The organism is Agrobacterium sp. D14 (assembly GCF_001526505.1).
In the GTDB taxonomy this organism is placed as follows: Bacteria; Pseudomonadota; Alphaproteobacteria; order Rhizobiales; family Rhizobiaceae; genus Agrobacterium; species Agrobacterium leguminum.
On sequence record NZ_ASXX01000001.1, the window covers coordinates 96,305 to 119,885 of the forward strand.

Annotated in this window: 24 protein-coding genes and 1 pseudogene; 10 read left to right on the forward strand and 15 right to left on the reverse strand. The window is 60.3% G+C overall.

Going from position 1 to position 23,581, the window contains the following annotated elements:
- Positions 1-63 precede the first annotated feature (63 nt).
- The 3 genes and pseudogenes from L901_RS00460 (at position 64) to L901_RS00470 (ending at position 2,958) form a co-directional block, all read left to right on the forward strand.
- Positions 64-1,782: a sensor histidine kinase gene (locus L901_RS00460; RefSeq protein WP_059752440.1), complete on the forward strand. Its 1,719-nt coding sequence runs from the start codon at positions 64-66 to the stop codon at positions 1,780-1,782.
- Positions 1,779-2,386: pseudogene (locus L901_RS00465) on the forward strand (response regulator transcription factor). Before L901_RS00460 ends, L901_RS00465 begins: the two are co-directional and overlap by 4 nt.
- Before the next feature lie 89 nt (positions 2,387-2,475).
- Positions 2,476-2,958, forward strand: a complete 483-nt coding sequence (locus L901_RS00470) for a heme-binding protein (RefSeq protein WP_059752443.1) — start codon at positions 2,476-2,478, stop codon at positions 2,956-2,958.
- A 134-nt stretch (positions 2,959-3,092) separates the two neighbouring features.
- Here the strand turns inward: L901_RS00470 and L901_RS00475 are convergent, their stop codons facing one another.
- Both L901_RS00475 and L901_RS00480 read right to left on the reverse strand, forming a co-directional pair.
- Positions 3,093-4,976 carry an ABC-F family ATP-binding cassette domain-containing protein gene (locus L901_RS00475; protein WP_059752446.1) on the reverse strand — a complete coding sequence of 628 codons (1,884 nt, stop codon included), beginning with the start codon at positions 4,974-4,976 and terminating at the stop codon, positions 3,093-3,095.
- 69 nt (positions 4,977-5,045) lie between these two features.
- Positions 5,046-6,092 (reverse strand): GGDEF domain-containing protein, encoded by a 1,047-nt coding sequence (locus L901_RS00480; protein ID WP_059752449.1) that lies wholly within the window; start codon positions 6,090-6,092, stop codon positions 5,046-5,048.
- Between the two features lie 258 nt (positions 6,093-6,350).
- Between L901_RS00480 and L901_RS00485 the strand changes: the two genes are divergently transcribed.
- Positions 6,351-7,046 (forward strand): glutathione S-transferase family protein, encoded by a 696-nt coding sequence (locus tag L901_RS00485; protein WP_020813408.1) that lies wholly within the window; start codon positions 6,351-6,353, stop codon positions 7,044-7,046.
- Positions 7,047-7,149: 103 nt separating this feature from the next.
- Positions 7,150-7,572, forward strand: a complete 423-nt coding sequence (ndk, locus tag L901_RS00490; protein ID WP_003496769.1) for a nucleoside-diphosphate kinase — start codon at positions 7,150-7,152, stop codon at positions 7,570-7,572.
- Between the two features lie 316 nt (positions 7,573-7,888).
- Here the strand turns inward: ndk and L901_RS00495 are convergent, their stop codons facing one another.
- Positions 7,889-8,401, reverse strand: coding sequence for a hypothetical protein (locus L901_RS00495; RefSeq protein ID WP_059752451.1), 513 nt, complete (start codon positions 8,399-8,401; stop codon positions 7,889-7,891).
- Positions 8,398-8,958, reverse strand: a complete 561-nt coding sequence (locus L901_RS00500; RefSeq protein WP_183044059.1) for a CGNR zinc finger domain-containing protein — start codon at positions 8,956-8,958, stop codon at positions 8,398-8,400. Before L901_RS00500 ends, L901_RS00495 begins: the two co-directional genes overlap by 4 nt.
- A gap of 52 nt (positions 8,959-9,010) precedes the next feature.
- Here L901_RS00500 and L901_RS00505 point away from each other — a divergent pair, with 52 nt between their 5' ends.
- On the forward strand, positions 9,011-9,907 hold the full coding sequence (locus L901_RS00505) for a branched-chain amino acid ABC transporter permease (RefSeq protein WP_059752453.1): 897 nt from the start codon (positions 9,011-9,013) through the stop codon (positions 9,905-9,907).
- 111 nt (positions 9,908-10,018) lie between these two features.
- Here L901_RS00505 and L901_RS00510 read toward each other — a convergent pair whose 3' ends face one another.
- The 5 genes from L901_RS00510 to L901_RS00530 form a co-directional block, all read right to left on the reverse strand.
- Complete coding sequence (locus tag L901_RS00510) at positions 10,019-10,474, reverse strand: molybdenum cofactor biosynthesis protein MoaE (RefSeq protein WP_059752456.1); 456 nt, start codon at positions 10,472-10,474, stop codon at positions 10,019-10,021.
- Positions 10,475-10,478: 4 nt separating this feature from the next.
- The gene (moaD, locus tag L901_RS00515) at positions 10,479-10,733 is read right to left on the reverse strand and encodes a molybdopterin converting factor subunit 1 (protein WP_059752458.1); all 255 of its coding nucleotides are present in this window, start codon (positions 10,731-10,733) and stop codon (positions 10,479-10,481) included.
- Entirely contained in the window at positions 10,733-11,320 is a 588-nt protein-coding gene (pgsA, locus tag L901_RS00520) for a CDP-diacylglycerol--glycerol-3-phosphate 3-phosphatidyltransferase (protein ID WP_059752461.1), read from the reverse strand. Before pgsA ends, moaD begins: the two co-directional genes overlap by 1 nt.
- A 103-nt stretch (positions 11,321-11,423) precedes the next feature.
- Positions 11,424-13,475, reverse strand: a complete 2,052-nt coding sequence (gene uvrC / locus L901_RS00525) for an excinuclease ABC subunit UvrC (protein ID WP_059752463.1) — start codon at positions 13,473-13,475, stop codon at positions 11,424-11,426.
- Positions 13,472-14,260, reverse strand: a complete 789-nt coding sequence (locus tag L901_RS00530) for an SDR family oxidoreductase (protein ID WP_035237093.1) — start codon at positions 14,258-14,260, stop codon at positions 13,472-13,474. Before L901_RS00530 ends, uvrC begins: the two co-directional genes overlap by 4 nt.
- A 350-nt stretch (positions 14,261-14,610) precedes the next feature.
- On the opposite strand from L901_RS00530, the gene L901_RS00535 reads away from it, so the two are divergent.
- Positions 14,611-15,267, forward strand: a complete 657-nt coding sequence (locus L901_RS00535) for an outer membrane protein (protein ID WP_035261664.1) — start codon at positions 14,611-14,613, stop codon at positions 15,265-15,267.
- 118 nt (positions 15,268-15,385) lie between these two features.
- Here L901_RS00535 and L901_RS00540 read toward each other — a convergent pair whose 3' ends face one another.
- A complete protein-coding gene (locus L901_RS00540) occupies positions 15,386-15,982 on the reverse strand; it encodes a glutathione S-transferase (RefSeq protein WP_059752466.1) in 597 nt (198 codons plus the stop codon).
- A 112-nt stretch (positions 15,983-16,094) separates the two neighbouring features.
- Positions 16,095-16,868, reverse strand: coding sequence for a ribonuclease (locus L901_RS00545; RefSeq protein WP_059752468.1), 774 nt, complete (start codon positions 16,866-16,868; stop codon positions 16,095-16,097).
- Between the two features lie 207 nt (positions 16,869-17,075).
- On the opposite strand from L901_RS00545, the gene L901_RS00550 reads away from it, so the two are divergent.
- Positions 17,076-18,023 (forward strand): lysylphosphatidylglycerol synthase domain-containing protein, encoded by a 948-nt coding sequence (locus L901_RS00550; protein ID WP_003520764.1) that lies wholly within the window; start codon positions 17,076-17,078, stop codon positions 18,021-18,023.
- 4 nt (positions 18,024-18,027) lie between these two features.
- On the opposite strand, the gene L901_RS00555 is transcribed toward L901_RS00550, so the two are convergent.
- The gene (locus tag L901_RS00555; RefSeq protein ID WP_059752470.1) at positions 18,028-18,891 is read right to left on the reverse strand and encodes a 23S rRNA (adenine(2030)-N(6))-methyltransferase RlmJ; all 864 of its coding nucleotides are present in this window, start codon (positions 18,889-18,891) and stop codon (positions 18,028-18,030) included.
- Positions 18,892-18,932: 41 nt separating this feature from the next.
- On the opposite strand from L901_RS00555, the gene L901_RS00560 reads away from it, so the two are divergent.
- Positions 18,933-21,155 (forward strand): molybdopterin-dependent oxidoreductase, encoded by a 2,223-nt coding sequence (locus tag L901_RS00560; protein WP_059752473.1) that lies wholly within the window; start codon positions 18,933-18,935, stop codon positions 21,153-21,155.
- A 55-nt stretch (positions 21,156-21,210) separates the two neighbouring features.
- The gene (locus L901_RS00565; RefSeq protein ID WP_059752476.1) at positions 21,211-21,828 is read left to right on the forward strand and encodes an NUDIX domain-containing protein; all 618 of its coding nucleotides are present in this window, start codon (positions 21,211-21,213) and stop codon (positions 21,826-21,828) included.
- 7 nt (positions 21,829-21,835) lie between these two features.
- Here L901_RS00565 and L901_RS00570 read toward each other — a convergent pair whose 3' ends face one another.
- From L901_RS00570 to L901_RS00580, 3 genes are all read right to left on the reverse strand, one after another.
- Positions 21,836-22,234 (reverse strand): type II toxin-antitoxin system VapC family toxin, encoded by a 399-nt coding sequence (locus L901_RS00570; protein ID WP_059752478.1) that lies wholly within the window; start codon positions 22,232-22,234, stop codon positions 21,836-21,838.
- The gene (locus L901_RS00575) at positions 22,234-22,473 is read right to left on the reverse strand and encodes a type II toxin-antitoxin system Phd/YefM family antitoxin (RefSeq protein ID WP_059753156.1); all 240 of its coding nucleotides are present in this window, start codon (positions 22,471-22,473) and stop codon (positions 22,234-22,236) included. Before L901_RS00575 ends, L901_RS00570 begins: the two co-directional genes overlap by 1 nt.
- 112 nt (positions 22,474-22,585) lie before the next feature.
- Positions 22,586-23,521 carry an omptin family outer membrane protease gene (locus tag L901_RS00580; protein WP_059752481.1) on the reverse strand — a complete coding sequence of 312 codons (936 nt, stop codon included), beginning with the start codon at positions 23,519-23,521 and terminating at the stop codon, positions 22,586-22,588.
- Between the last annotated feature and the right edge of the window lie 60 nt (positions 23,522-23,581).

Here is a 23,581-nt window from a genome sequence, read left to right on the forward strand (position 1 = left end):
GGGGTAAATTCGGCTGGGGCCGGATTGAATGTTTTCCCGGTCTGTGCTGAGAAAAGTCCTTTGATGAACGAATGTTATGACCCTCTTTACGGTCATGCGGGCGAGCCGATGCTTGAGAACAACGATGCATGGAACGACATGCCCGGAAAACCGGCCGAGCACCTGCCGAATGAGGCTGCCAGGGGCGCGGACAGCGCCGGCCGCTCGCTTGGTACAGCCGCCCATGCCGTATCAGGCGACAGACACACGGCGGACAATCCGCGGCCGCTGACAGGATGGAGTTTTCTCAGGTTGTTTCTGGCCTGGGCATTACTCATGGCGGCCGTCATTTGCGCTCTGGCGGCTTATCAATATGTCAGCCTGCTCGGCGAGTTGGGGCGGCAGAGCGATGCATTGCAGGCCGAGGCATCCCGCCGGGCCGATCAGCATGATGCCCATGTGACGGCGCTTTCGGCGGTGGCGCAGGCGGAGCAGGGGGCGGATTACGGCCTGCTGCTCGATGTCGCGGCACCCATTCTGCAATTTTACCCACGCATCGATGAGGTTCAGCTGGTTTCCCTCAATGAGGCGGGGCCTGTTATCGGCACCCGGCCGCTGGAAAACGAGCTGGCGGCGGCGATCCGCAAGGCGGCGTCAGTCTTTACCGGACGGCCCGCCCTGGTGGCGAGCGATCTCAGGCCCGGCCACTACATGATCGTCAAGCGCAGCCCCAATAGCGAGACGGCCTCGAAAGTGCTGGTGCTTGCCGTGGATGCCGCGCGGCTTCTGGCGTCCGATGCTCCGTTCTGGTCGGCGAAACAGGCGGTGATCCGGCTCAAAATGCCTGACGGTACGGTCCTGTTCGGCCCGCCCTCGATGCCGGAAGCACCGCAATATGTCCGGCAGCTCAGCAGCGCCACCCAGCCGCTTACGCTGGAAGTCGCGCTCTCGATCACCTGGCGCGATCTCTTGCCGGGGCGTGCCCTGTTGGCGGGCATGGCTGGGGCGAGCATCGTTTTCCTGCTCGGCACTGTCATGGCGAGACAGAGGACGCGCATGCGCGCCGCCGAAAGACGGGCCGAACTGAGTGGCATGGAGGCGAGGCTCACCCATGCCTCGCGGGTCAATGCACTCGGAGAGATGGCAAGCGGCCTTGCCCATGAACTGACCCAGCCCTTGACGGCGATATTGGCGCAGGCGCAGGCCGGGCGGCGGCTGCTTGCCCGTCAGGATGTCGCGGCCCTTTCCGGTGCCCTCGACGATATGATCGATCAGGCGCGATGCGCCGCCAATATGCTCGACCGATTTCGCAATTGGTCGCTGCCGCACCGTCAACCGGTGGCGGCGCATGATCTGCGCGCCGCTCTGCGCAACGTCGATGCGCTGCTTGCCGGCGAGGCGGCCCGTCATGAGGCCAGCATCGACATCGCGATGCCTGATGCTCCGCTATTGGTGCGGGTCGATCCCGTTGAAATAGAGCAGGTCATGTTCAATCTGCTGCGCAACGCGCTCGATGCGCTCACTGCCATCGAAGGTAGACGCGCGATTGCCGCCAGATTGAGCCGGAGCGGTGATTTCGCCCTTCTCGAAGTTGCCGATAACGGTCCCGGTGTCGCACCGGGCCTGCGCGACCGGCTGTTTACGCCCTTCGCCACCACGAAAACGAATGGCATGGGGCTGGGACTTGCCCTCAGCCAGCGGCTGGTGGAGCGCGCCGGCGGCGAAATCCGCTATGTCGAGAGTGAGAATGGCGCGCTTTTCCGCGTTGTCCTGCCGATTGCAGCGGAGGCGCAGACCTCATGACGCTGCCCGTCTATCTCGTCGATGACGATGACGCCGTGCGCAAGGCGCTGATCCTGCTCCTGTCCACCGTCGGCATCAAGGCGAAGGGCTTTGCCGATCCGGTGGTATTTCTCGGTCAGCTATCCGGGCTCGAACCGGGTTGCCTTATCTTCGATATCCGTATGCCAGCCATTACCGGATTGAAGCTGCAGAAAAGCTGACGGAAGAGGGGATCGACTGGCCTGTCATCATCATTTCCGGTCACGGCAATATCGAAGCCTGCCGCCGGGCCTTTCACAATGGCGCGGTGGATTTTCTCTCCAAGCCCGTGGATGAGCAGGATCTCATCGACGCGATCCAGAAGGCGCATCGGATATTGGCCCGCACGCTCGATGCAAAAGCGCTGCAGGCCGAGACCATGGCGCTTTTATCGCTGCTGACCGCACGGGAGAGGGAGATACTCGAGCGCATCGCCCTCGGTTTCACAACGCGCCAGATCGCTGACGGGCTTGGCCTGTCGCCGCGCACGGTGGATAGCCATCGTGCCGCCATCGGCCTCAAGCTCGGCACCACCTCGCAGGCGGAAATGACAAGGCTCTGGCTGGAAGCCGGTGCGGATCGGTAGAACTACCGAGCCGCCGGCAAGTCTTACGGATTCGCGGCGAAACGCCATCCGCTTAAGGTGCAGTCCTCATCAAGCAAGAGGACCTCTCAATGATCCGCACCCTTCTCATCGCTTCCGCTCTGATCGCTCCTTCGGCTGCATTGGCGCAGACGCTGCCGACCGCGCCTTATCTGCCGCTTGAAATGGCGGAAAAGGCGGCCAAGGCTGCGCTTCAGGCCTGCTCGACCAAGGGCAACGCCGTCACCGTTGCCATCGTCGCCCGCGACGGCGCCACCAAGACGGTGCTGAAGGCGGACGGCTCCGGCCCGCACACGGTTTCCAGTGCAACCGGCAAGGCCTTTGCTGCCGCATCGCTCGGCCGCGATACCGGCGAAATCGCCGAATTCGTCGCCTCCAAGCCCGCCAATGAAGGGCTGCGCACCATGGATGACCGTCTGGTCGTTCAGGCTGGCGGTCTTCCCATCAAGATCGGCGAAGCGCTGGTCGGCGGCATCGGCGTCGGCGGCGCGCCGTCGGGCGCGATCGACACCGAATGCGCCCGTGAAGGCCTCAACGCCATCGGCGTGAAGTAAGATTGTCAATAAGGTCCGGCGGCTTCATGGGAGGTCGCCGTATGCCTTGGGTTGTCAATCTCCGTCATTCCGGCCTTGAGTCGGAATCCAGCCAGCCCAAGTCCTTGGGCTGAAAAGACCCTTCTCGCCGCGCATCACCCCGCCATTGCTTCCTCATACTCGCTGGAAAGCAGCAGCCATTGCTCCTCCGCGTCGGAAAGTTTGCTGGCGGCCTCACCGCGCTCTTTGACTTTCTGCGCAGCTTTGGCGGGGGCTTTTTCATATAGCGCCGGGTCGGCAAGTTCCGTGTCGAGCGACTGAATCAGTTTCTCAAGCTTCGCCGTCAGGGATTCGATTTCGTTGATCTTTTTCTTGAGCGGCGCGAGCTGGGCGCGCTTTTCCGCGCTTGCCTTGCGTTGATCGGCTTTGGAAGCCTGATCGGCCACAGCGTCGGTCTTGTCTTCCTTCTTCTTACCGGAGGAAACGACGAGATCGCGATATTCCTCCATGTCGCCTTCGAAGGTCTTGACCGTGCCGTCAGCCACCAGCCACAGCCGGTCCACTGTTGCCTCGATGAGATGGCGGTCGTGCGAGATGAGAATGACCGCGCCGCTGTAATCGTTCAGCGCCTCGATCAGCGCCCTGCGGCTGTCGATATCGAGATGGTTGGTCGGTTCGTCGAGGATGAGCAGGTTCGGCGCGTGGAAGGCCGCAAGTCCCATCAGAAGCCGGGCCTTTTCGCCACCGGAAAGGTCCTTTGCCGCCGTCGCCATCTTTTCGGTTGCGAGACCCATCTGCGCCACGCGGGAGCGCACCTGCGCCTCCGGGGCCAGAGGCATCAGCTTGCGCACATGTTCGACGGGGGTTTCATCCGGCACGAGGTCATCGAGCTGGTGCTGCGCGAAGAAACCGATCTTCAGGCCAGGGGCGACGCGAAGATCGCCCGCCTGTGGCGCAAGCCGGCCGGAAATGAATTTCGCGAAGGTGGATTTGCCGTTGCCGTTGGAGCCGAGCAGCGCGATGCGGTCGTCATTGTCGATCCTGAGATTGAGCTGCTTCAGAATGGATTTGCCCGGCTCATAACCCACAGCCCCGCCATTGATGGCGACGATGGGGGAGGCGGGCTGTTTTTCCGGCTCCGGGAAGGTGATCGGCTGGACGTGATCCTCGATCACGGCGGCGACGGTGCCCATGCGCTCCAGCGCCTTGATGCGGCTCTGCGCCTGCCGCGCCTTGGTGGCCTTGGCGCGGAAACGGTCGATGAAGCTTTGCAGGTGCTTGCGCGCGGCGTCGTTCTTCGCCTTCGCCTTCATCTGCAATTCGTCGGCCTCGGCCTTCTGCCGCTCGAACTGGTCGTAACCGCCGCGATAGAAGGTCAGCTTCTTCTGATCCAGATGCACGATGGAGTTGACGGCATTGTTGAGAAGATCGCGGTCGTGGCTGATGATGATGACGGTATGCGGATAACGCCGGATATAATCCTCCAGCCAGAGCGTGCCTTCGAGGTCGAGATAGTTGGTCGGCTCGTCGAGCAGCAAAAGGTCGGGCTCTGCAAACAGCACGGAGGCGAGCGCCACGCGCATACGCCAGCCGCCGGAGAAGGAGGAGGCCGGGCGAAGCTGCGCTTCGTGATCGAAACCGAGGCCGGTAAGAATGCTGGAGGCGCGCGCTTCCGCCGAATGGGCGTCGATATCGACAAGCCGCATCTGGATTTCCGCGATACGGTGCGGATCGGTTGCGGTTTCCGCCTCGGCCAAAAGCGCGCTGCGCTCCCTGTCGGCCGAAAGCACGATGGAAATCAGCGATTCTTCGGTGCCTGGGGCTTCCTGCGCCACCTGGCCGATGCGTGCCTGTTTCGGGATTGTTACCGAACCGCTTTCCGCCGAGAAATCGCCGGTGATGACCCGGAACAGGGTGGATTTGCCGGCGCCGTTGCGGCCAACAAGGCCCGCCTTCACACCGGCGGGAAGCGTCACGCTGGCATGGTCGAGAAGTAGACGCCCGGCGATACGGGCGGAAAGATCGGTAATCGTAATCATGGCGCCGTTTTGGCCGAACTGTCTGGCCAAGGCAAGAGCGCCCGCGCCACATCGGGCGAGATTAAACTGTCAATCGCCGAGCTGCGCCAGATAGCTGCTGCGGCTATGCTGCGCCACCTCCCGCGAATAACCGACGACGCAGTTGCGCGTGCCGCAGCGGGCCGAAAGCAGAGCGAGTTCGGCATGGCTGAAAAATTCGGCGGGCGTTGCGGTTCCATCCACCACGGCGACGCCGATTGAAACGGTCAGATGTTCGCCGTCTCCTTCCTGCGTCACGAAACGCAGCGCCTCCACGCTTTGCCGCAACCGCTCGGCAATGGCCTCGGCCGTGTTCTGCGGCACGCCGGCAAACAGGAAGGCGAATTCATCGCCACCGATACGGGCGACGAAATCGTCCTTCTTGATGGTCTTGCGAAACAGGGCGGCAAGCCTTCTGAGCGCTTTGTTGCCGGCGGCGGAGCCGTATTTGCCGTTGATTTCCCGGAAATGGTCGATATCCAGCAGCGCGAGCGTGGTGGCGGAAGCGGCCCGGTCCTTTGAAAACAGGCCGCCGAGTTTTTCAAGAAAAGCAGCCCGGTTGGGAAGCGCGGTTAGCGCATCGCGCAGCGAGGCGGCCTGAAGTTCCCCCCGGTTTCTTTCAACCTCGCGGATTTTCACCAGCCCCATGGCGATGAAATGCCGAAGGCTCGTCTGTTCTTCGTGGATATCGCCCAGCAACTCCACGAAGCGCTCCGTTGCGGGCGGCTCGCCATCCTCATCCTGCTCAATGCTGGCCAGGAAAGTCTCGGTGCGCTGAAGGCTTGCATCCAGCCGCGCGGAAATCTGCGTCAGTGTATCGAAGGCCTCGCTTGCCATCTGTTCGGCTTCGATGCGCGAAAAGCCGGGCAGATTGTGCCGCTGGCCGATGAGGTCGATTTCATGCTGCTGCGGCGCATTGCCGAGCGCGAGAATGTCACGGCCCATGGCCGGATTGTGTCCGGACAATATTTCATAGATCAATTCATAATTGCGCGGCAAAGGTGCAATGTTCATCTTGGCGATGAACTGAGTGATCTTGGTAACGACAAGAGCGCTTCTTGCCTGTTCGCGTTTTTTATCGCCCGCCGATGTCGTCACTGACAGCCCCAATAGCAATGGATTATTATGAATGGACCGGCGATAACCGATTGTTGAACGGCGTTATTCTTACAAGCGACGGTTTAAAATAGAATAAATCCACGAAGAATTTTGCTGTCACGAAGCATAAATTCCGTGTTGCAGAAGGCGGGTGTGCCCCAAGCGTTCCTTGATCGATAATATGACAAATCCTGATTTGATTTCGGGCGGCGACCGTTTTTATATCGCTCCATCGATGTTGCAGAAGAGGGGCAGCCCATGACGACTTCCAGAACGCTCTATTCGCTATGCGGAAGCGATACTTCCCGGCCATTTTCTCCCCATTGCTGGAAAACCGTGCTTTCGCTGGCGCATAAGGGGCTGGATTTCGAGGAGCGGCCTTTACCCTTCACGGTGATCCCGACGGTGGAGGACGGGTTTTCGAAGACCGTGCCGATCCTGCGCGACGGTGACGAGCTGGTGAGCGACAGTTTTGAAATCGCGCTTTACCTGGACGAGGCTTACCCCGAGCGCCCGTCGCTGTTTAACGGCGAGGGCGGCAAGGCCATGGCCCGTTTCGTCGAAAGCTGGTCGCAGACGGTGCTTCACCCGGCCATCGTCCGCATCGCCGTGCTCGATATCCATAATATGCTGGACGAGCCGGACCGCCGTTATTTTCGCGATAGCCGCACGAAAGCGCTCGGCCGCCCGCTCGAGGATGTGGTGGCGAACCGCGAGGCGGAAATCGCAGCCTTTCCGGCATTGCTTGCGCCGATCCGGCGTATGTTGAGCTTTCAGCCTTTCATCGGCGGCACATCGCCGCTTTTTGCGGATTACATCGTGTTCGGCGCGCTGCAATGGGCGCGGATCACCACCGGGGCGGATTTGTTCGCCGATAACGACCCCGTGCGGGACTGGTTCGAAGGCTGCCTCGATCTCTACGATGCGAGAGGCCGCAGTGTGACAGCGGCGTGAAATGTCTGGCATCATCGTCGCAATCTCGTCGATCCCCCTTGTTTTCGGGCCTTTGGGCGGGTAAAGACCGCCCACTTTCTCTGAAGGAAAAGGAAACGGACATATGGCGATTGAACGCACATTTTCGATGATCAAGCCGGACGCAACCAAGCGTAACCTGACGGGCGCGATCACCAAGGTATTTGAAGACAACGGCCTGCGCGTCGTCGCCTCCAAGCGCGTCTGGATGAGCAAGCGCGAAGCCGAAGGCTTCTACGCCGTTCACAAAGAGCGTCCCTTCTTCGGCGAACTCGTTGAAGGCATGACCTCCGGCCCGACCATCGTTCAGGTTCTGGAAGGCGAAAACGCCATCCTCAAGAACCGCGAAATCATGGGCGCCACCAACCCGGCCCAGGCCGCTGAAGGCACCATCCGCAAGACCTTCGCGCTCTCCATCGGCGAAAACTCCGTTCACGGCTCCGACGCCCCGGAAACCGCCGCACAGGAAATCGCCTACTGGTTCGCCGAAACCGAAATCGTCGGCTGATTCAAAATCTCAACGGCTTGAATCGCTGTTGCAGGCGATTGCACGAAGCTGCTGAAAAGACTCGAAGAAACGGAGCCGAAAGGCTCCGTTTTTTTGTTTTGGAGCGCTGCCTGCAAGACGGTGCGTTTCTGCGGAGACCTCACTTCATACTCCGTCACCCCGGACTGGATCCGGGGTCCAGCGCGATCAAGTCCTTGATCGCAAAGACTTTACGCCACGCAGACGCGCGGCGGCTGGATACCGGGTCAAGCCCGGCATGACGGAAGAGAGGTTTGCCACCCCCTACAGAGAACTGAGCTAAGGCTGCAATTTTTTGTTAGGACGCCGGACACCCCTGAACCGGCCGCATATCCGTCGTGCCATCCGGTTTGAACACCTCCGGATTGGGCGTATAAAGCGGGCCGACCACCAGCGGCTTGGCGGGAAGAAGCGACTGGTCGGTGTCGGAGCGGATCGTGGTTTCGATGGTTTGGAGAATGTCGCCTTCCGGCCCCTTGATGCGGATGGTGACCTTATAGGGCCGGTCCTGCTTCACGCATTCCACCGGTGGGCTCTGAACCGTGATCTTTTCGTCTTTCGGGAAAATCTTCTCGCGGCTGGTGAGGTCTGGACCGCCGCGCGGGTTTTCGAACGTCGCTTCCACCGTGCTGCCATCGCGAACGGGGGCGATGCGCTGAAGCGTTACCAGATAGGTGGCGATGGCGACGCGATAGTTGAAAACGAACATCCGGCCGGAAACCTTCGCCACTTCGCGCGGTTCGTCCCGCTGGCAGCCTGAAAGAGCGAGCATCCCCGCAATCGCCAGCAAGGGAAGGGCAATTCTTCTCATGATCGCACGTCCTTCTTCCGGTGATAGTGCCGGCTGGCTTTCTGCCGGTTGCCGCAAACCGCCATATCGCACCAGATCCGGCTTCTGTTCTTGCTGCGGTCGATGAAAAGCCAGCCGCAATTGCCGCAGATCCGCAGCCGCTCCCGTGTCTCACCGGCAAGCAGCGAGAGGGCGGAATGGGCGGTGGCGTTGCCGAGGTTTTCGGCAAGCGGAAACGTCCGCAGCGCCGTGCCGCAGGCGAAGAGAAGCCCGGCCAGCCTGCCGTCGCCATCGCCGCCGCCGGTAATGGCGGCGCGGAAATAATCGTCGACAGCCTCGCGAAGATCTAGAAAAACCGCCTGCTTTTCCGCCTCGGGCGCGATGAGTGTGGGAAACCTGTCACGTTCCGCACCGAGCCTTGTGGCCGCTTCGGCAAAGGCCGCGATCTGCGCCGGCACGGCAAAACGGTCAACTGATTTTGCCGCATCCGAGCGCAGGATCACGCTATTGGCGACATCCAGCGCCAATGCGCCGCCTGCGAAACGATGTTGCGTCCAGCGAAAGGTCATGCCGCACATTATAACTGTCAAAATGAGTTTTAACAGTTATAATCATGGCGGGAGGACGCGCTTGGCCTATTTCCTGCAACAATTGCTGAATGCCGTGCCGGTCGCCTCGCTTTATGCGGTTCTGGCCTTTGGTTATGCCATCGCTTTTTCGGTCACCAAACGCGCCGATGTCACCTATGGCGCCATATTCGCCTTTGCCGGCCAAACCTGCCTGTTATTTGCGGATTTCGGCTGGAACCGGTTGTGGCTGGTTCTGCCGGCAACATTGGCGCTCGGGGCAGGGGCGGGCCTGTTCGGCGGGCTGTGGGCGGCGGGTTTTGTCGGCAGGGCGGTGATGCGGCCGCTGGCGAAAGCCTCCCCCAATGCCGTCACCGTCGCCTCCGTCGGCGTGCTGATCGCGCTGACCGAAAGCGCGAGGCTGGCCGCCGACACAAGGCAATTATGGCTGCCGCCGCTTCTATCTCAGCCGGTGCGTTTCTGGGCCGATGGCGGCTTTGCCGTGACCCTGACGCCGATGCAGATGCTGAACACGGCGGCCTTCTGCCTGCTCATTCTCGCAGGGTCGTTTTATCTTGGCCGTTCCGCTTTCGGCAGGCGCTGGAAGGCGGTCTCGGACGATGCTTTCGCCGCCGCTTTATGCGGGGTGAATGCCGGTCGGATATTTCTCGTGTCCTATTGTGCAGCGGGCCTCGTCGCCGCCATCGCCGGCGTGCTGGCCACATTCTATTACGGCACCATGGATTTCGGCGCCGGTCTGGTCTTTGGGCTGAAGGTGGTGCTGATTTCGGCGGCGGGCGGTTATGCCAGTCCGCTCATCTGCGGCCTTGGGGCTGCTGCCGTCGGCTTTGCGGAAACTTTCTGGGTCGGTTACGGCCCGGCCGCCTGGCGCGATGCGGTGGTTCTGGCGATGCTGGTCGGCTGGCTGATCATCATGCGCAGCAGGGTGGAAGCGCCCTGAGTCTGGCCCCTGGAGCGCTTTCGCGTTTCTTCGAATCGCGAAAGCGCTCTAACTCTTTGTTTCGTCGCATTTCCGGACGGAAAACCGGGCTCCACTTTTCCTGGAAATGCTCTATCGCCACTTGTCCTTCGCCGTGTCGTCGGTTGTCTTTGCCGCAACCCAGTCGCCCGCCGAGCCATCCTTGCCATGTTCCTTTTTCCAGAATGGGGCGGATGTCTTGAGATAATCCATCACGAAATTCGCGCCATCGAAGGCGGCCTGTCGATGCGATGAAGCTGCGATGACGAGGACGATATTTTCGCCGGTGGCGATCTTGCCGTGGCGGTGGATGGCGGTGAGGCCGAGAAGGCCGAAACGCTCCATGGCAAGTTTGGCGATGCGGGTTATTTCCGCCTCCGCCATGCCGGGATAGTGTTCAAGCTCCAGCGCCGCAAGCGTGCCGCCATCATCCCGACAGAGCCCGGTGAAGGCCACGACCGCGCCGATGCTCCTGTCCCCTTCCGTCAGCCGGCGGGTTTCTTCCGCAGCGTCGAAATCCTCTGCCTGCACGCGGACCGTCGGCTGCATCCGCTCATCCCCCCGTCATCGGCGGGAAGATGCCGATCTCGCGCGCGCCGACGATGCTTTCATCATGCTCGACATGTTCCTGATTGACGGCGACGCGGATCACATTGGGGAATTCGAAGGCAGCTTCGTAATTCTCGCCGCGCGTCGCAAGCCAGACGATCAGCTCGCCGGCGGTGGTGACGGAGGAGGGGATGTCCAGCTCTTCTTCGTCCGTGCCGATCTTCTCGCGAACCCAGGCGAAATAAACGATCCGTGTCATCAGTCTTCGTCCACGATGTGCTTCAGGCCGGCCTTGAAGTAATCATAGCCGGTATACATGGTCAGCGCCGCCGCGATCCACAGCAGGGTAATGCCCATTTCGGTCGTGTAGGGCAGAACCTTGTCGCCCGCGGGACCCGCAAGCAGGAAGGCGATGGCGACCATCTGGATGGTAGTCTTCCACTTGGCGATGCGGGTGACGGGAACGCTGACCTTCAGCGCCGCCAGATATTCGCGCAGGCCCGAGACCAGAATTTCGCGGCAGAGAATGGTGATGGCCGCCCAGAGCGACCAGCCGGCAATGGTGCCATCCGCCGCCATCAGAAGCAGGACGGAGGCGACCAGCAGCTTATCCGCGATCGGGTCCAGCATGCGGCCGATATTCGACGTCTGGTTCCAGATGCGTGCGAGATAACCATCGAGGAAATCGGTCAGCGAGGCGATGATGAACAGCCACAATGCCGTCCAGCGCGCGAAATCCGAGCTTTCCAGTTTCCCTTCGATGAAAAAGCACAAAACGATGACAGGAACCGCGAGGATGCGGCCATAGGTGAGTAGGTTGGGAATGCTGTATGCGCGCGAAGCCATGGGAAACCTGTCAGTCTAAGATTAGCTGCCTTGATGCCGCCGCCAGGGCATAGCGTCAACATGTGATTATGTTTTTTTAGCAGTTCGCCACGACGGCGCGGCATCAATCGCTGCCGCTCTCGTGGAAGTGATTGTAGATTTGCCGCGCAACCGTCTCCGAAATGCCGCTGACAGCCATCAGGTCGTTGAGGCCGGCGCGGGAAACCGCCTTGGCCGTGCCGAAATGCTGCAGCAGGGAGCGCTTGCGGCCCGGACCGATTCCCGAGATTTCGTCGAGCGGATTGCGCACCATTTCCTTCTTGCGCCGCGCCCGGTGCGAGCCGATGGCGAAGCGGTGCGCTTCGTCGCGCATGCGCTGGATGAAATAAAGCACGGGATCGCGCGGGGGCAGCGAAAAATCGCTGCGCCCATCCGCAAAGAACCGCTCGCGACCCGCCTCGCGGTCCACGCCCTTGGCGACGCCGATGGCGGTCACACAGTCGCGAATGCCGAGTTCGTCGAGAATGGCCCGTACCGCCGTCATCTGACCCTGACCGCCATCGATCAGGATCACATCGGGCCAGGCGGGGAAGGGCATATCGGCGGCTTCCTCCGGCGTCGGTGTCTGCGTCTGCCCACGGTCGGGCTTTCCCTCTTCCTTCAACAGGCGGGAGAAGCGACGGGTCATCACCTCGCGCATCATGCCGAAGTCGTCACCGGGGGTGATGTCGGTCGATTTGATGTTGAACTTGCGGTACTGGTTCTTCACGAAACCTTCCGGCCCCGCCACCACCATGCCGCCCACGGCATTGGTGCCCATGATATGGGAGTTATCGTAAATCTCGATCCGGCGCGGCACATAGGAAAGACCGAAGGTTTCCGCAAAACCTTTCAGCAGCCGCGCCTGAGACGAGGTTTCCGCCAGCTTGCGGCCATGCGCCTCGCGGGCATTGGCAAGCACATGGTCGGTGATGTCCTTCTTCTCGCCGCGCTGCGGCACGCTGATGGTAACCTTGTGCCCGGCCTTTTCGCCGAGTGCTGCGGCCAGCAGCTCCTGCTCCTCCACCGTTTCGGAAAGCAGTATTTGCTTCGGCACCGGCTTGTCGTCGTAAAACTGCGCCAGGAATGCGTTGAGGATTTCCGAGCCGGGCAGGGAAGGGTCGGCCTTGGGGAAATAGGCGCGGTTGCCCCAGTTTTGCCCGGTGCGGAAAAAGAACACTTGAATGCAGGAAATGCCGCCTTCATGGTGGATGGCGAAGACATCCGCTTCCTCAATGCCGGCTGGGTTAATGCCCTGATGGCTCTGGACATGCGAAAGTGCGGCCAGCCGGTCGCGATAGACCGCGGCGCGCTCGAAATCGAGGTCCTCGGCCGCCTCGTTCATCTGCCGCGCAATCGCGGTCTTGACGCTCTGGCTCTTGCCGGACAGGAAATCCTTGGCTTCCTTGACGAGTTCTTCATACCCCTGATCGCTGATCTCATGCGTGCAGGGGCCGGAACAGCGCTTGATCTGGTAAAGAAGACAGGGACGCGTGCGGGTTTCGAAGACGCTGTCGGTGCAGGTGCGGATCAAAAAGGCGCGTTGCAGCGAATTGATCGTGCGGCCGACCGCGCCGGCGGACGCAAAGGGGCCGAAATAATCGCCCTTGCGCGCCCGCGCCCCACGGTGTTTGAAAATCGCCGGCGCGCGGTTGTCTGCGGTAATGAGAATATAGGGAAAAGACTTGTCGTCGCGCAAAAGCACATTAAAGCGCGGCCGCAAGCGCTTGATGAGATTCGCTTCCAGCAGAAGCGCTTCGGTCTCCGTGCGGGTGGTGACGAATTCCATATGGGCGGTCAGCCGCACCATCTGAGCAATGCGGTTGGAATGCACGCGGCCCTGCGCGTAATTGCCGACACGCTTCTTCAGCGAGCGCGCCTTGCCGACATAAAGAACGTCGTTCGCCTCGTTGAACATGCGATAGACGCCCGGCGCATTCGGCAGGTGTTTGACGAATTCGCCGATCAGATCCATGCCCTTCAGGCCGGATTCGTTCTTCCAGCCCGCATTCCAGTCCATGCCGGCAACGTCGTTCGATGCCTCGGCCGCATCGGTCGCGGCAAGGTTTGCATCGTCGTCTTCGTCGTCGGTTTCATCGAAGAGAATACCGCCATCAGGCAGCTTCTTTCCGTTCATTCATTTATCTCCGCCACGTCAGGGGTTTCCCAGCCAAGATGCTGGCCGCCGTCGAGCGCGATCATTTGTCCGGTGACCGACGGCGTGTCGAAAAGAAAGCGAATCGTCCGCCCGAACTCGTCGGGTGCGGGACCACGCTTTAATATAAGGCCGTCGATCTGCGCCTGAAAGTCCTCGGGCGCCTGTCTTTCGCTTTTGAAGGTGGGACCCGGCCCGATGGCATTGACCCGCACACGCGGCGCAAAGCTCTGCGCCATCGTCCGCGTGGCCGTCCAGAGCGCCGATTTCGAAAGCGTATAGGAATAAAACCGTGGCGTGAGCGCAAGCACGCGCTGGTCGATGATATTGACGATCAGCCCGGATTTATCGGCAGGCAGTTGCTCGACAAAGGCGGCGGCGATGAGGGAGGGCGCCCGCACATGCACGGCGAAATGCGCGTCGAAGATCGCCGGATCGGGCTTGTCCGCCGAGTCGTCGAGAAAAACCGACGCATTGTTGATAACGACGCCGATAGGCCCCAGCGCTGACGCAGCCTGTTCGATGAGCCCCGAAGCAGGGCCGGATTGTGTCAGATCCGCCTGAACGGCAACGGCTTTGCCACCTTTTTGCCTTATTTCGTTAGCGAATTCCTCGGCGCTGGCCATGGATGCATTGGCATGGACGGCGATGGCGAAGCCATGGGCGGCCAGATCGGTGGCGATTGCCCGCCCGAGCCGCCGGGCGGCTCCCGTTATCAAGACTGTCTTTTGTATATTTTCTTTCACGGCTGACCTGCATTTGCTCATATCCGTCCTATTTGCTGGATATAAATGCAAATCGCAAGCTGTCCATCGGCCCCAAAAGAATTGGGCGATTTTTTATTCACAATGCAATTTCGGTTTAATTTGAATATAACTAAGTTTAAAGGCGATCTATTGCTGGTTAGGCTTCTGTTAGGGTTAATAAACCCCTTGTGGCAATTAGGCAACGTCTAATTCTAGTCACGTCGCTGCCCCAAACAATTCACATTTTGGCTCTTTGATCTCCGCATTCTCCTATCAAATTCAGTTTCCAGAGGGGCGATTAACCCGACGAGTTTACACCGCGTCTGAGAACAATAGTTTTGAGTACAGAGCGGTCCTGAAAGGAGAATAGCATGCGTATTTTCGTAGCAACCCTTATGGCTTCGACCATGGCAGCCGCCGGCTTTTCGGCTGCTCACGCCGCTGACGCCGTAAATGAAGTGCCGCAGGCACCGGTGTCCTACGACCAGCCCGCGCCGGTCAAGGATTGGTCCGGTGCGTACCTCGGTGGTACGGTCAACTACGATTGGGGCCGTTTCAGCTCCAGCAACGACGGTCGTGACGCCAAGGGCGCTGGCGGCGGTCTCTACGGCGGTTACAACTGGCAGAACGGCCAGCTGGTTTACGGTGCGGAAGCCGACGTCAACCTCGGTGACGAGCGCGGTTCCGCCGGTACGGTCGCAGGTCGCGCCGTCGAAGGCAAGCAGGGCGTCAACGGCTCGCTGCGTGGCCGCGTCGGTTACGACATGAACCCGTTCCTGCTCTATGGTACGGCCGGTCTTGCTGTTTCCGACAACAAGGTTCGTGACGGCGTCAACAAGGACAGCGCCACGGCTCTCGGTTACACGGTTGGTGCCGGTGTTGAAGCCATGGTTACCGACAACATCACCGCTCGTCTGGAATATCGCTACAGCGACTACCAGAAGAAGGACTACACGCTCGGCAACGACGCCTTCTCGCGTGGTTATGACGACCACTCCGTCAAGGCCGGTATCGGCGTCAAGTTCTGATCCCTCAAGGATCGTTATTTGGAAAAGCCGGGGTTTTCGCCCCGGCTTTTTTGTTTTTCGGTGTTATGTGTCGGCATGAATGCCCGGCCTTCCGACCAGGCGTCCTTCTGCATCCGCTTCAGGCGGCGGCCTTCATTTCCGCATAGGCTTCGAAACGCTTGCCGAAGGTTTCCGGCCAGCCGGCCAGCGCATCGCGCCCTTCGGCCCATTCGCCGGCGAAACGCAGGTCGAGATAACCGATCATCGCGGCAAGGGCGAAATGGCCGCCATGCAGCTTCTTGCCGGTTTTCGGCAGGTTGGTGTTGAGATAATCAAGCCCGCGGACCACCTTGCTCCACTGCTTGTCGATCCATGGCTGGTGGATCTTGTCTTCCGGGCGAAAACGACGCTCGTAAACGATGGCGAGCAGGCAATCCATGATGCCGTCGCACAGCGCTTCTAGAATTTCCACATCCGTGCGCTTGCCGTTCTTTTTCGGGTAGAGCTTGCCGCCCGAAAGACGGTCGAGATAATGCATGATCGCCACGCTGTCATAGACCGAGCCGCCTTCATCCAGAAGCAGGACCGGAATCTTGCCGAGTGGATTGTTGTCCATCAGCGTTGCGGGCTCGGCACTGGTATCGACGCGCACGGAGGTAATGTCGATGCCGAGATGGCGCGCGGCCATACGTACCTTGGCGGAGTAGGGGGAGGCGGGCGAGTAGAGCAGTTCCATGGTCGGGTCCTGTGGGTTGTCGTCTGGGGACTGGAATAGTCAATAAAACTGCATAGCGGTTTTATGTCTGGAAAATGTGTAGAAGAACGCAAAAGGGAACATTCGACGCGCTCTAGCGAATGGGGATGATTTCCGTGGCGTTGGCGCGGCAGCCCTTGCGGTCAAGCTCGGGGCAGTCGCGGAATGTCATGTCCCTGTTGAGGCAGATGCGCACTTCCTCAAGGCGCCTGCCATCGCAGCTGATGGAGATGCCGCGTTTCGACAGGCCGGGATTGGCGTCGGTGAAGGCGGTTTCTATGGCGTCGGCGGAGAGAGTGGCGGCTTCGGTGCCTGAGGCGATCTTTCCCGGCAGCCGGATGGCTTCGAAGGCGGCCCGTGTCGCCGAGAAATAGTCCCTCTGCGACAGGCCGGAGCAGGAGCCGTGCTTGCGCCACTGGTGGCCGATCAGGCCCATGGACGGCATGATATCGAACATGGTGCGGCCGATCGCGTCCGGAACACGGTCGGGCTCGCCGCTTTGGCAGAATTCCGGATAGCCGTTTTCGTTCTGCGGCCACAGCCCATGCACCACGAAACCGTAACGCCTGTCGCTGCCGCATTGCTGGCGGTTGCCCGAGCCTTCGGAACTGGCGCAGAATGCCGGTGACCAGGAGAGCGACAGCACGTAAAAATCGAACCCGTTTCCGCGGGGCGCAGGGTTTTTGCCCGTCTCCTGTCGGGAAGCGTCGCGCCCTGGGGCGTCCGGCCGGGAGTTGCTGGCGGCCTGCGATTGGGATTGTGTCTGCCGGTTGCCGGCGGGGTCGGTCGGTGCCGGATTTTCCCGCGCGAACCACAATGCGCCGAGCGACAGAAGGCCCAGGGCGATGAAACCGGCATAACGCTTCATTCCGTGTACGTTCTCCGGAAAATGGACGACCTCACATCGCCGGCGGGCGACGATCCGGTCTTACATCAACTTGTGAACGGGGCAAACCGCCAATCTTTGATGAAAAGGTTGAAAGCTTTGCCGCATAACGAATAAAGTCGAACGAATCTTCCGCAAAGACGGAACAGGGCTGGGGTGAGGCTGGAGGAAATAGGCGGGCATGACCGCATGAAATTCAAGAAATATATCTGGCCCGTCGTTGGCTTCGCGACGATCGGTTTTTCCGCATGGTTGCTCTTTCACGAACTGCGCGGCCTGTCGCTCGATGATCTCTGGGACAGTCTGAAAGCCATTCGCGTGCGGGACTGGCTGTGTTCGGGCCTTGCAACCCTGCTGGCCTATGCCGCGCTCGCCGGTTACGACCGCATCGCGTTGCAGCATCTTGGCCGCAAAGTGAACTGGTTCTTCATCACGCTTACCTCTTTCACCACCTATGCGCTGTCCCACAATGTCGGGGCCTCGGTATTCTCGGGTGCCGTGGTGCGATATCGGGCCTATACGTCCAAGGGGCTGAGTGTAGCGGAAGTGGGCGTGCTTGTCGGCCTCTGCTCCTTCACCTTCCTCATCGGCACGATCATGCTCATCGGGCTGGTGCTGCTTTACGAGCCTGACATCACCGAACGGTTTACCGGCATTCTGCCCGTCGAAGCCTCCACCACCACAGGCGTGCTGCTGCTCCTTTTCGTCGGCCTTTATATTCTTGGCAGCCTGCTCAGGCTGAAACCCCTGAAAATCGGCTCCTTCGTGCTGCCGTACCCCGCGCCGAAGCTTGTTGCGCAGCAACTCGTCATCGGCCCGATTGAGCTGATCGGCGCGGCGGGCATCATCTATTTCGCGCTGCCGGAAGCCGGAAATCCCGGTTATATGGTCATTCTCGGCATATTTCTGGTTTCCTTTTCGGCGGCGCTCATCTCGCACGCGCCGGGCGGCCTGGGGGTGCTGGAACTGGTCTTCGTCACCGGCCTGCCGGACATGAACCCGGCGGACGTCATCGCGGCGCTTCTGGTCTTCCGGCTGTTCTACCTCATCATTCCCTTCATCATGGCCCTGTTCGTGATCCTGTTCTTCGAACGGTCGCAGCTGGCGCAGGCGCAGAGGCGGGAAGGGCTGAGATAGCCCCTCAATTATCTTCCGATTTTTCCTCGCCGCGCAGCCAGAAGGCGCGCTGCGAGGCGAACCTGTCCTGCGCCAGCGTTGTCTTCAGGTAGGGCAGCAGCGTGTGCAACTCGTCCTTCAGCGTATAGGGCGGATTGACGATGATGAGGCCGGAGCCGCTCAGGCCATCCAGCCGGTCGCTTCTGACGGAAAGCTCCGCGCACAGCATCTTCGGAATATCGAAGGATTGCAGCCGCTCGTGGAAGTCCTTGATCGGAGCGCCTTTCTTCAAGGGATACCACAGGCAATAGGTGCCGGTGGAAAAACGCCGATAGGCCTTGTTCAAGCCATCGGCCAGACGCTGATATTCATTCTCAAGCTCGAAAGGCGGATCGACGAGGATGAGGCCGCGCTTTTCCTTCGGTGGCAGATGCGCGCCGAGCGACAGCCAGCCATCCAGTTCGGTGACGCGCACCTGATAATCACCCTCGAACAGCCGCGCCAGTGCGCGACTGTCATCCGGGTGCAGTTCCATGGCCGAAAGCCGGTCCTGCGGGCGAAACAGCATACGTGCGAGTTTCGGCGAACCGGGATAAAATTTCACGCCGCCTTCCGGATTGAGTTCCTTTACGGCGGCAAGATAGGGCTCCAGCAATTCGGCGATGGGGGCGGGCAGATCGGCCTCCATCAGCTTGCCGATGCCGGTCTGCCATTCGCCCGTCTTCTGCGCCTCTTCGGAGGTCAGGTCGTAAAGACCGATGCCGGCATGGGTATCCAGTACCCGGAATGCCTTGTCCTTGTTCTGCAGGTAACGCACGAGGCGGGCGAGAACGGCATGTTTGAGGACATCCGCGAAATTGCCGGCGTGATAGATGTGGCGGTAGTTCATGGATGTGTCTCGCTTGCCGTTTACCCGGACGGATGGCCAGGATGAATATTCTTGATGGACGTCACTTCGGCCTTTTTGCCGCATCGTTGATGCAATATACAAAAGACATGAACGTTGCGACCCCGATTTCCGCTGAAAAAGCCGCCCCGAAGGCCGAAGTCCGTATCGGACACACGGTCTGCCCGCATGACTGTCCGAGCGCCTGCGCGCTCGAAGTCGACATCAATGCCGATGGCCGCATCGGCCGCGTGCGCGGTGCGAATGCCAATACTTACACCGCCGGCGTGATCTGCGCCAAGGTGGCGCGTTACTCCGAACGCATTTATCATCCCGGCCGTCTTCTGACCCCGAAGCGTCGCAAGGGTGCGAAGGGCGCCGGCGACTGGCAGGAAATCTCCTGGGAAGCGGCTCTGGACGAGGTGGCGGACGCTTTCGTCAAGGCCGAGGCGCGGCATGGTACTGAGGCCATCTGGCCCTATTTCTATGCCGGCACCATGGGGCAGGTGCAGCGGGACTCCATTGAGCGCCTGCGCCACGCCAAGAAATATTCCGGCTTCTTCGGTTCGATCTGCACCAACATGGCCTGGACCGGTTATGTGATGGGCACCGGCGCACTGCGCGGCCCGGATCCGCGCGAGATCGCCAAGGCCGATGTCGTCGTCATCTGGGGCACCAATGCGGTCGCCACGCAGGTCAATGTCATGACCCATGCGGTGAAAGCCCGCAAGGAACGCGGCGCGAAGATCGTCGTCGTCGATATCTACGACAATCCGACCATGAAGCAGGCGGATATGCGCCTCGTCGTCCGCCCCGGCACGGATGCCGCACTTGCCTGCGCCGTCATGCACATCGCCTTCCGCGACGGTTACGCCGACCGTGATTATATGGCGCGCTTCGCCGACGATCCGGCGGGGCTTGAGGCGCATCTGAAGACGAAGACGCCGCAATGGGCATCCGAAATCACCGGTCTTTCGGTCAATGAGATCGAGGATTTCGCAAGGCTGGTCGGCGCCACGAAGAAGACCTTCTTCCGGCTCGGATATGGTTTTGCCCGCCAGCGCAACGGCGCGGTCGCCATGCATGCGGCGCTTTCCATCGCCACGGTTCTCGGTTCCTGGCAATATGAGGGCGGTGGCGCGTTCCACAACAATGGCGACATCTTCCGGCTCAACAAGTCGGAGCTGATGGGCAGTTCTTACGCCGACCCCGAGGTGCGCCAGCTCGACCAATCGCAGATCGGCCGCGTGCTGACGGGGGACGCGGAGGCGCTGCGCCACGGCGGCCCGGTGACGGCGCTGCTCATCCAGAACACCAATCCCGTCAATGTCGCGCCCGAACAGCGGCTGGTGAAACAGGGTTTCCTGCGCGACGATCTCTTTGTCGCCGTGCATGAGCAGTTCATGACCGAGACGGCCGATGTGGCCGATATCGTGCTGCCCGCCACCATGTTCCTCGAACATGACGACATCTACCGCGCCGGCGGCCAGAACCATATTCTGCTTGGGCCCAAACTGGTGGAGCCGCCGGAAACGGTGCGCACCAATCTCTTCGTCATCGAGGAACTGGCAAAACGCCTCGGCGTCGACCATATGCCGGGCTTCGGCCTTTCGGCCCGCGATCATGTCGACCGTATGCTCAAAGTCAGCGGTTGGGGCGATTTCGACACGCTGGCTGAAGAGAAGTGGATCGATGCGCAGCCGTCCTTCGAGGTGGCGCATTATCTTGAAGGCTTCGGTTACGGCGATGGCAAATTCCGCTTCAGTCCCGAATGGGCGACTGGACCGTCTCCGAACAAGCCGCCGAAAAATATCGGTGTGATGGGGCCTGTTGCGCAATTTCCGAAATTCCCCGATCAGGTCGACGTCATCGAAACCGTGGATCGCGACCATCCCTTCCGGCTGGCGACATCGCCGGCGCGCAACTTCCTGAACTCCACCTTCGCGGAAACGAAGACCTCCGTGCAGAAGGAAGGCCGTCCGGAATTGATGATCTGTCCCGAAGATGCGAGCGGCAACGGCATCGCCGATGGCGACATCGTCCGCATCGGCAATAATCGCGGCGAAGTGCGCCTCCATGCGAAAATCGTGGAGGGTGCAAGACCGGGTGTGCTCATCGCCGAAGGGCTATGGCCAAACAGGGCGCATCTGGATGGCGAAGGCATCAATGTGCTGACCGGCGCCGATGCCGTCGCCCCCTATGGCGGTGCGGCTTTTCACGACAACAAGGTCTGGCTCCGCCGCGATGACGGGACCCGCGAAGCTTGATATTGCGCCGCAACACGGGCAGGCTGAGATTCCACGACAGGCAAGGACATATCCGGTGACACAGACGCAGGCGAAAAACATTCCGGCCGACACGGATGTGGGCAGAATCCGGCTGGTGGAAAAAGAAACCGTCTGGAAGGGCTTCGTGCATATGCAGAGGCTCGTTTTCGACCAGCGCATGCCGGATGGCAAAACCATCCGTATCGTCCGTGAAGTCCACGACCATGGCAGTGCCGCCGCCATTCTTCTTTATGATCCGAAGCGCGACAGCGTGGTGATGGTGCGCCAGTTCCGCCCCGCCGCCTTCGTGAACGGCGATCAAAGCTTCATGATCGAGGTGCCGGCGGGGCTTCTCGACGACGACGATGCGGCTGTCGCCATCCGCCGTGAGGCGATGGAAGAATCCGGCTACGCCGTCGAAAAGGTCGACTATCTGTTCGATATGTATGCCAGCCCCGGCACACTGACGGAAAAGGTCAGCCTCTTCGTCGCCCGCATCGATCTTGACGTGCAGGCCGGCAGCGGTGGCGGACTGGAGGATGAGGGTGAGGATCTCGAGGTTCTGACCTACCGGCTGGACGAAGCCTTCGCGATGATCGCATCGGGTGAAATCACCGATTCCAAGACGATCATTCTGCTGCAATGGGCGATGTTGAATCGCGCCCGGCTTTGAATAAACCTTAGACGAACGCGACGTTTTCCAGCTTTGCGGCAGCCGCAAGCTTTCTGTCCTGTGTTGCCAAAGGCGCGTTGTGCGAAATCGCGAGCGACAGATAGGCAGCGTCATAAGCGGAAAGGGCATGTTTTTGCGCCAGACGAATAATCGACACGTGATCGGCGCTTGATGAAAGCGTAACCGGCAGGCTGGCGAAACGCATAAGAATTGCGAAGATGTCATCCGCGGAAATACGCTTTCGGCGTTCGGCCGAAAGCAATATGTTGCGTAGCTCGTGTGACAGAAGATCGGGTGCGAAAGCGTCCTGCGTTTCCAGTCGCGCCAGAGCGTCGTCGGCAACTGCGCCATCCTCGTCAGTCAGGAACCAGGCCGCGACAACCGATGCATCCACAACGAAGGCCATTATTTGCGGCCTTCTTCTTTCCACGCTCTGATTTCATCCGCCGTCGTCTTGGCTCGTTGCGACCTCTCTGCGCGTATCGCGGCGACGAGCTGTCGGCGGGACTGGAAATCGTTCGCCCTGACGAGACGCGCCACAGGCTCATTTCCACGCGCAATAACGACCTCTTCTCCCGCCTCGACCTTGGCCAGAAGCTCTGAAAGATGCGTTTTTGCTTCACCGACTTTAATCGTAATCGTCATGGCAGCCATGGCCTCGCTCATATTCATGATGATATTAGGAGCGCCATCGTACTTGGTCAAGTGGTTAGCCAAGTACATCGGGTCGATCTCTTCTCGACGGTCGCCATCGAAATCAGAAGCGTCCTCTCACACCCATCCCCACGAAAATCGACTGCAAGTCGCCACCGCCGGCATTCTTCTCCGATGACAGGTCGCCTGCGCCTGCGCCGCTGTAGTGGGTGTCTCCGCGCCCGAGGCTGGTGTAGTCATACGCGCCGTCGAGATAGATCGAGGCATTCTCGGTCAGGTCATAGGCGACGCCGGCCTTGACCCCGAACATGCCGGCGACGTCGAATTTGTCGGTGAAGCGCATGTCGCGCAGCCAGTGATCGTCGGTCGCCTTGCCGTAGACCATGGCGCCGCCTTCGAGGCCCAGATTGAGCGACCAGTTGCCGAACCTCTGGCCGCCCGTCAGGTTGCCGTAGAAGACCGGGATTTGCTGGCGATAGGTGATCCCCTTGAGGCCATCCTTGAATTTGCCGGAGAAATCGCGGGGGGAGAAAACGCTGTAAACGGCGTTGCCGCCATAAGCCGACCATTGAACATCCGTATAACGAAAACCGACGCCGGCGCTGAGATATTGCTGCGGATCGTCCAGCAACATGCGATTGAGTTCGAGGCTTCCCGAAAAATAATGGTCGAGCCGCGTGTCGTCATGCTGGGAACGGTGGCTCCAATTGTCCTTCGAGCTATCTCTGGAAAAAGGCCAAACCCAGTCGTAGTCGGTCATGTAGCCGTCGCCCTCGAAGCCGACGCGGCCTTCCGCCTTGACGCGCCAGCCGGGCGAAAGTTCAAGTCCGAGCGAGCCGCGCAATGCCATGGCGTTTTTGGTTTCCCATTCGAGTTCGCTCAGCTTGCGACCACCGATATGCACGGTTTCCGTCGCGCGGAGATTGAGAACGCCGGCATCCACCGAGGCTGTAATGCCGCTTTGCTCAGCCGCGACGGGCAGGCTGGCGCCTGCCATCAGGACAACAGAAAGCGGCAGGGAAAATCTCGACAATGGCATAATCGCTCCTGAATGACCGGAGGGCCCGAAATAAGGGCCGTTGCGGGCATTAAAGATGAT

What these genes read in the sequence shown, in the direction of transcription:
- L901_RS00460 (WP_059752440.1), top strand. Translation starts at nt 64, where the DNA reads ATGAACGAATGTTATGACCCTCTTTACGGTCATGCGGGCGAGCCGATG.
- L901_RS00470 (WP_059752443.1), top strand. Translation starts at nt 2,476, where the DNA reads ATGATCCGCACCCTTCTCATCGCTTCCGCTCTGATCGCTCCTTCGGCT.
- L901_RS00475 (WP_059752446.1), bottom strand. Translation starts at nt 4,976, where the DNA reads ATGATTACGATTACCGATCTTTCCGCCCGTATCGCCGGGCGTCTACTT.
- L901_RS00485 (WP_020813408.1), top strand. Translation starts at nt 6,351, where the DNA reads ATGACGACTTCCAGAACGCTCTATTCGCTATGCGGAAGCGATACTTCC.
- ndk (WP_003496769.1), top strand. Translation starts at nt 7,150, where the DNA reads ATGGCGATTGAACGCACATTTTCGATGATCAAGCCGGACGCAACCAAG.
- L901_RS00495 (WP_059752451.1), bottom strand. Translation starts at nt 8,401, where the DNA reads ATGAGAAGAATTGCCCTTCCCTTGCTGGCGATTGCGGGGATGCTCGCT.
- L901_RS00500 (WP_183044059.1), bottom strand. Translation starts at nt 8,958, where the DNA reads ATGTGCGGCATGACCTTTCGCTGGACGCAACATCGTTTCGCAGGCGGC.
- L901_RS00510 (WP_059752456.1), bottom strand. Translation starts at nt 10,474, where the DNA reads ATGCAGCCGACGGTCCGCGTGCAGGCAGAGGATTTCGACGCTGCGGAA.
- moaD (WP_059752458.1), bottom strand. Translation starts at nt 10,733, where the DNA reads ATGACACGGATCGTTTATTTCGCCTGGGTTCGCGAGAAGATCGGCACG.
- pgsA (WP_059752461.1), bottom strand. Translation starts at nt 11,320, where the DNA reads ATGGCTTCGCGCGCATACAGCATTCCCAACCTACTCACCTATGGCCGC.
- uvrC (WP_059752463.1), bottom strand. Translation starts at nt 13,475, where the DNA reads ATGAACGGAAAGAAGCTGCCTGATGGCGGTATTCTCTTCGATGAAACC.
- L901_RS00530 (WP_035237093.1), bottom strand. Translation starts at nt 14,260, where the DNA reads ATGAGCAAATGCAGGTCAGCCGTGAAAGAAAATATACAAAAGACAGTC.
- L901_RS00535 (WP_035261664.1), top strand. Translation starts at nt 14,611, where the DNA reads ATGCGTATTTTCGTAGCAACCCTTATGGCTTCGACCATGGCAGCCGCC.
- L901_RS00540 (WP_059752466.1), bottom strand. Translation starts at nt 15,982, where the DNA reads ATGGAACTGCTCTACTCGCCCGCCTCCCCCTACTCCGCCAAGGTACGT.
- L901_RS00545 (WP_059752468.1), bottom strand. Translation starts at nt 16,868, where the DNA reads ATGAAGCGTTATGCCGGTTTCATCGCCCTGGGCCTTCTGTCGCTCGGC.
- L901_RS00550 (WP_003520764.1), top strand. Translation starts at nt 17,076, where the DNA reads ATGAAATTCAAGAAATATATCTGGCCCGTCGTTGGCTTCGCGACGATC.
- L901_RS00555 (WP_059752470.1), bottom strand. Translation starts at nt 18,891, where the DNA reads ATGAACTACCGCCACATCTATCACGCCGGCAATTTCGCGGATGTCCTC.
- L901_RS00560 (WP_059752473.1), top strand. Translation starts at nt 18,933, where the DNA reads ATGAATATTCTTGATGGACGTCACTTCGGCCTTTTTGCCGCATCGTTG.
- L901_RS00570 (WP_059752478.1), bottom strand. Translation starts at nt 22,234, where the DNA reads ATGGCCTTCGTTGTGGATGCATCGGTTGTCGCGGCCTGGTTCCTGACT.
- L901_RS00575 (WP_059753156.1), bottom strand. Translation starts at nt 22,473, where the DNA reads ATGACGATTACGATTAAAGTCGGTGAAGCAAAAACGCATCTTTCAGAG.
- L901_RS00580 (WP_059752481.1), bottom strand. Translation starts at nt 23,521, where the DNA reads ATGCCATTGTCGAGATTTTCCCTGCCGCTTTCTGTTGTCCTGATGGCA.